Here is a 326-nt window from a genome sequence, read left to right on the forward strand (position 1 = left end):
TGCGTACGGGTTGCTGCCCAGGCTGCCGAGGCCACCGTTGGTCACCTCCGGACACGCAACGGTGACCACGAAGTAGACCTGGTGGTGGTGCGTGACGACGGCCGGGTTCTTGCCATCGAGGTGAAACTGGCTGCCACAGTCGACGATCGAGACACCGCGCATCTGCGCTGGCTGGCCGACCATCTGCGCGCGGACTTGCTCGACGCGATCATCATCAATACCGGGCCCAATGCCTACCGACGCCCCGATGGCATCGGCGTGGTCCCCCTTGCGCTGCTGGGTCCGTGATGGTGCGGAACCTGCCGTTAATGGAGACGGTGCGCTGT

The 326-nt window shown here is 65.0% G+C and carries 1 pseudogene; it reads left to right on the top strand.

The features are described 5' to 3' along the window. Positions 1–288 (top strand): annotated as a pseudogene (locus tag AO501_RS21610) (DUF4143 domain-containing protein); the annotation flags it as partial. Positions 289–326: the final 38 nt, after the last annotated feature.

Source organism: Mycobacterium gordonae (assembly GCF_001417955.2).
Taxonomy (GTDB): Bacteria; Actinomycetota; Actinomycetes; order Mycobacteriales; family Mycobacteriaceae; genus Mycobacterium; species Mycobacterium gordonae_B.